Source organism: Xanthomonas sp. SHU 199 (assembly GCF_000364665.1).
Lineage (GTDB): Bacteria > Pseudomonadota > Gammaproteobacteria > Xanthomonadales > Xanthomonadaceae > Xanthomonas_A > Xanthomonas_A sontii.
Genome location: NZ_AQOI01000632.1, coordinates 1 through 4,764, shown reverse-complemented (window position 1 = coordinate 4,764; position 4,764 = coordinate 1). Strand labels below are relative to the sequence as shown.

Annotated in this window: 3 protein-coding genes; 2 read left to right on the top strand and 1 reads right to left on the bottom strand. The window is 68.5% G+C overall.

From position 1 onward, the window contains the following. Nucleotides 1–364: 364 nt before the first annotated feature. Nucleotides 365–3,364, top strand: coding sequence for a TonB-dependent receptor (locus tag D183_RS0118230; RefSeq protein WP_017910260.1), 3,000 nt, complete (start codon nucleotides 365–367; stop codon nucleotides 3,362–3,364). Nucleotides 3,365–3,390: 26 nt separating this feature from the next. Here the strand turns inward: D183_RS0118230 and D183_RS0118225 are convergent, their stop codons facing one another. Continuing rightward, nucleotides 3,391–4,371 (bottom strand): LysR family transcriptional regulator, encoded by a 981-nt coding sequence (locus D183_RS0118225; RefSeq protein ID WP_017910259.1) that lies wholly within the window; start codon nucleotides 4,369–4,371, stop codon nucleotides 3,391–3,393. Nucleotides 4,372–4,497: 126 nt separating this feature from the next. Between D183_RS0118225 and D183_RS25205 the strand changes: the two genes are divergently transcribed. After that, nucleotides 4,498–4,764: glutathione S-transferase N-terminal domain-containing protein (locus D183_RS25205; RefSeq protein ID WP_198527678.1), on the top strand; the 267-nt coding region annotated here is incomplete at its 3' end.

Genomic DNA, 4,764 nt, shown 5'->3' with positions numbered 1-4,764 from the left:
CCCCGGGAGAGGGGTTGGGGTGAGGGTACGACCGCCCGCAACGCCTGCCGGTCGCAATAGGTCGAAGCTTCGCCCCGTACCCTCATCCGCCCCTTCGGGGCACCTTCTCCCGATGGGAGAAGGGAGAGCGATGGCCCCTCTCCCACCGGGAGAGGGGTTGGGGTGAGGGTCCGGTCGCCCACAACGTCCAACAGCCGACATAACCATTGGTGCCGCCGATATAACGACGCGGCATTTCTGTGATGGCGTCCCATTAAGGTTAATGGAGCGGGGGAACGTTACCGCGCATACCGCATCATCCAGGACGGGCGGATTCGAGTCGGCGCGGCGGCCCCCCGCCCCCACCACCCGAGTCGCCTTCCGCATGCACAACCATCGCTCCCTCCGCAGGCCCGCCCTGCTCGCCCTGGCACTGAGTGCCGCCCTCGCCCTCCCGCCGGCCCAGGCCCAGTCCACCACCGGCGCCGTCGCCGGCCAGGCGCCCGCCGACACCCAACGCATCCTGGTGCGCAGCGACAGCGGCCTCAGCCGCGAGGTCGCCGTGGATGCGCGCGGCCGCTACAACATCGGCCAGTTGCCGCTGGGCACCTACACCATCATCGCCAAGGGCGCCGACGGCAGCGTGCTGGGCAGCCGCGACGGCATCAGCCTCACCGTCGGTGCCGTCACCGACGTCTCCTTCAGCCCCGCCACCACCAGCCTGGCCGGCGTCCAGGTCAGCGCCGACCGCGCCGCCGCCGCGATCGACGTGAGCAGCGTGGATTCGCGCACCGTGATCAATGCCGAACAGTTGCAGCGCCTGCCGCTGGGCCGCTCGGCCGAGGCCATCGCGCAACTGGCGCCCGGCGTGGCCGGCAACAGCGGCAGCGGTACCTACATCGGCCCGACCGGCGCGCAGCTGCTCAGCTTCGGCGGCTCTTCGGCCGCGGAGAACGCCTATTACATCAATGGCTTCAACACCACCGACCCGCTGCGCGGACTGGGCGGACTGACCCTGCCCTACGGCAGCATCGACCAGTTGGAGGTCTACACCGGCGGCTACAGCGCCAAGTACGGCCGCTCCGACGGCGGTGTGATCAATGCCGTGGGCAAGCGCGGCAGCAACGAATGGCATTTCGGCGGCCAGGCGACCTGGGAACCGGACGGCCTGCGCTCCGCAAAGAAGGACGTGTACGCGCCCGGCAACGGCGCGCTGTACCGCCCGGACAGCAAGAGCGGCTCCACCCTCAGCACCCAGAGCGTCTACGCCGGCGGCCCGCTGATCCAGGACAAGCTGTTCTTCTTCGGCGCCTACGAACTGCAGCGCCAGGACGGGGATCGCTTCTACGGCGCACGCGAGACCACCCCGGGGCCGTACTACTACGACTACCAGTACCGCCGGCCGAGCTGGTACGCCAAGCTCGACTGGAACATCAGCGACAGCCAGCTGCTGGAAATCACCGGGGCGTCCAGCCGCTATGTCACCCGCGGCAAGTACTACCAGTACAGCGGCCGCGACATCGGCGCCCTGCGCGGCAATGCCGACACCACCAAGACCGGCGGGGACCTGTGGAGCGCCAAGTACACCGGCTACCTCACCGACCGCCTGACCTTCAGCGCCCTCTACGGCCAGCAGCGTACCGACGACTACAGCCGCAACCCCAACTACAACGGCACGCTGACCTATCTCTCCAGCCCCGGCTTCCAGAACCCGGCCTACACCGGCGGCACCCCGATCACCAATGCGCAGACCACCGCGTTGCTGGTCGATCCGGCGCGCGGCAACCGCACCGACAACCTGCGCCTGGACCTCAACTACGCCATCGGCGCGCACAGCATCACGGTCGGCATCGACAACCAGAACGCACGCGCGCTCAACCGCGGCTCGGTGGCTTCGGGCGACGGCTACTACTGGATCTACGGCCAGGCCAACCCCAACGTACCGATCAACACCGGGCTCGGCGTCCCGGCCACCGGCGGCTACCCCAACGGCCAGGACGGCTACTACGTGCGCAAGTACATCTACAGCGCGCTGGCCTCGGTGCGCTCGGCGCAGCGCGCGCAGTACGTGGAGGACAACTGGCAAGTCAACGACCGGCTGTTGCTCAACCTCGGCCTGCGCCTGGACCAGTTCACCAACTACAACCGCGACGGCGCGCCGTACATCAAGCAGACCAGCGGGCAATGGGCGCCACGGCTGGGTTTCAGCTGGGACGTCGACGGCGATGCGCGCTTCAAGGTGTACGGCAACGCCGGCCGCTATTACCTGGCGCTGCCGCTGAACCCGGCATTCAACGCCGCTGGCGCCACCCTGGCCACCTCGACCTATTACACCTATGGCGGCATCGACGCCAACGGCTACCCCACCGGCCTGACCCAGATCTCCGGTGCGGTCTCGTCCAACAACAACTACGGCATCCTGCCCGACCCCAAGACCGTCGCCACGCAAGGCATCAAACCCTCGTTCCAGGACGAGTTCATCCTCGGCTTCACCAAGGCCTGGGGCGACAGCTGGGTCTACGGCGCCAAGGGCACCTACCGCGTCCTGCGCAGCGGCGTGGACGACTACTGCGACAGCGATACCGTGTTCGCCGCCGCCGCGGCGCAAGGGCACACGGTGACCCTGGCCAGCAATCCGGTCAGCTGCTGGCTGATCAACCCGGGCCGGGCCAACACCTTCACCCTGGTCGACACCTCGGGCAACTACGTCAAGGTGCCGCTGAGCAACGCGCAGTTCGGCTTCCCGGCGTTCAAGCGCAACTACTACGGACTCAACCTGTCGCTGGAGCATCCGTTCGACCAGCGCTGGTACGGCCGCCTCGACTACACCTGGTCGCGCAGCTACGGCACCACCGAGGGCCAGTTGCTGTCGGGCATCGGCCAGACCGCGGTGTCCACCACCCAGGCCTGGGACTTCGCGCAGCTGATGGAGCACACCAACGGCCCGCAGAGCAACGACCACACCCATCAGTTCAAGTTCTACGGCTACTACCAGCTCAACCCCGCATGGCTGGTGTCGGCCAACCTCAAGCTGATCTCCGGTTCGCCGTTCAGTGCGCTGGGCTCCTACGGCCCCGACCACAGCGACCCTTCCGGCTACGGCATCGCCTATCACTACTACCAGGGCCAACCGGCGCCTCCGGGCAGCCAGGGCCGCCTGCCGTGGCTGCAGCAACTGGATCTCGGCGTGTCGTGGCGGCCGGCCTCCGCCGACCGCAAACTGGCCTTCACCCTGGACGTGTTCAACGTCTTCAACGGCCAGGCCACGCTATGGAAGTATCCGTACTCGGAGACGGGACCCGGCAATCCGGATCCGGTGTACGGTGCGGCACTGCTGCGCCAGGCGCCGCGGTCGCTGCGGTTGAGCGTCAGCTACGACTATTGATCGGCGGCACGGCGACCGGCGCGCGATCAGCGCGCTGGCCGTCGCCGCGCACGTGCAGGCGCCGCACCGGCAACGGCCGCCGTGCCGCCCTCCGCTTCGGTGCGCATCGATGCGATCCGCGCCTTCATCGCATCGACGAAGGCGCGCACCTTCGGCGATGGCAGCCGCGTCGGCGGGTATACCGCATGGATGCCGAACGATGCCGAACGCCACGCCGGCAACAGCCGCACCAGCCGGCCGGCGGCGACGTCGGCGGCGGTGGAGAAATCCGTCAGCAGGCCGAACGCGCCACCGGCCAGCACGATCGCGCGGCAGCCGGTCGCGGTATTGGCGACGAAGTGCGGCACGCAGCGCACCGCGACGCTGTCGCCGCGCGCATTGACCAGCTCCAGGGTGCGCGGACGGGCAATGCTGGACAGCAGCACGAAGGGGAGCGCAGCCAGCGCCGCCGGGTCGCGCGGCAGCCCGTGGCGCGCGACGAACTGCGGGCTGGCGACCGGCCACACCGCATAGCTGCCGAGCCGTACCGCGCGGCAGGTCGAATCGGCGAGACGGCCGATGCGGATCGCCACATCGAGATTGTCGGCGACCAGATCGACGATGCGATCGTTCGCGACCAGTTCGACATCGAGGCGGGGGTGCCTGTCGCGCAAAGCGACCACCGCCGGGGCCACCACCTGCGCGCCGTAGTCGACCGGCACGCTGACCCGCAGCGCGCCACGCAACGGGCCGGCGTCGGGAGACACCGTCTGCAGCGCATGCTCGGCCGCGCGCACGATGTCGCGGCACGCCTCGTAGAACCCGCGTCCGGCGTCGGTCACGCTCAGCCGTCGCGTCGTGCGCACCAGCAGGTTCGCGCCGACCTCCGATTCCAGGCGCTGCATGTGCGTGCTGACCACCGTCTTGGCCAGGCCGAGCCGCTCGGCCGCGGCAGTCAGCGAGCCGGCCTCGACCACTGCGACGAAGATCGCCAGACGATTCAGGTTGACGTCGCGCAGGTCGGCCATGCCCGATTGTCCTTCCGGAAAGGATAATGTTTTTCGCATTGTCCGTCTTCTTGCCGGCCGCGGCCAGCGCTAGGCTGCAGCCGATCGTCGCCGATCCCCGGCGATGCAAGATTGCGGAGCCGTTCCATGTCCACCCTCAGTCCTCGCGGCACCGATCGTCCCGCCGCTCCGATCCGGGTCTATTCCGCGCCCCTGTCCGGACACGCGCACCGGGTGCGCCTGTTCCTGTCGCTGCTCGGACTGCCGTTCGAGACCATCGATGTGGATCTCGCCGCCGGCGCGCAACGGCAACCGGCGTTCCTGGCGCTGAATCCGCTCGGACAGATACCGGTGATCGACGACAGCGGCAGGGTGCTCGCCGATTCCAACGCGATCCTGGTCTATCTGGCCAAA

Coding starts and splice junctions, on each gene's coding strand:
- D183_RS0118230 (WP_017910260.1), top strand. CDS start 365: ATGCACAACCATCGCTCCCTCCGCAGGCCCGCCCTGCTCGCCCTGGCA.
- D183_RS0118225 (WP_017910259.1), bottom strand. CDS start 4,371: ATGGCCGACCTGCGCGACGTCAACCTGAATCGTCTGGCGATCTTCGTC.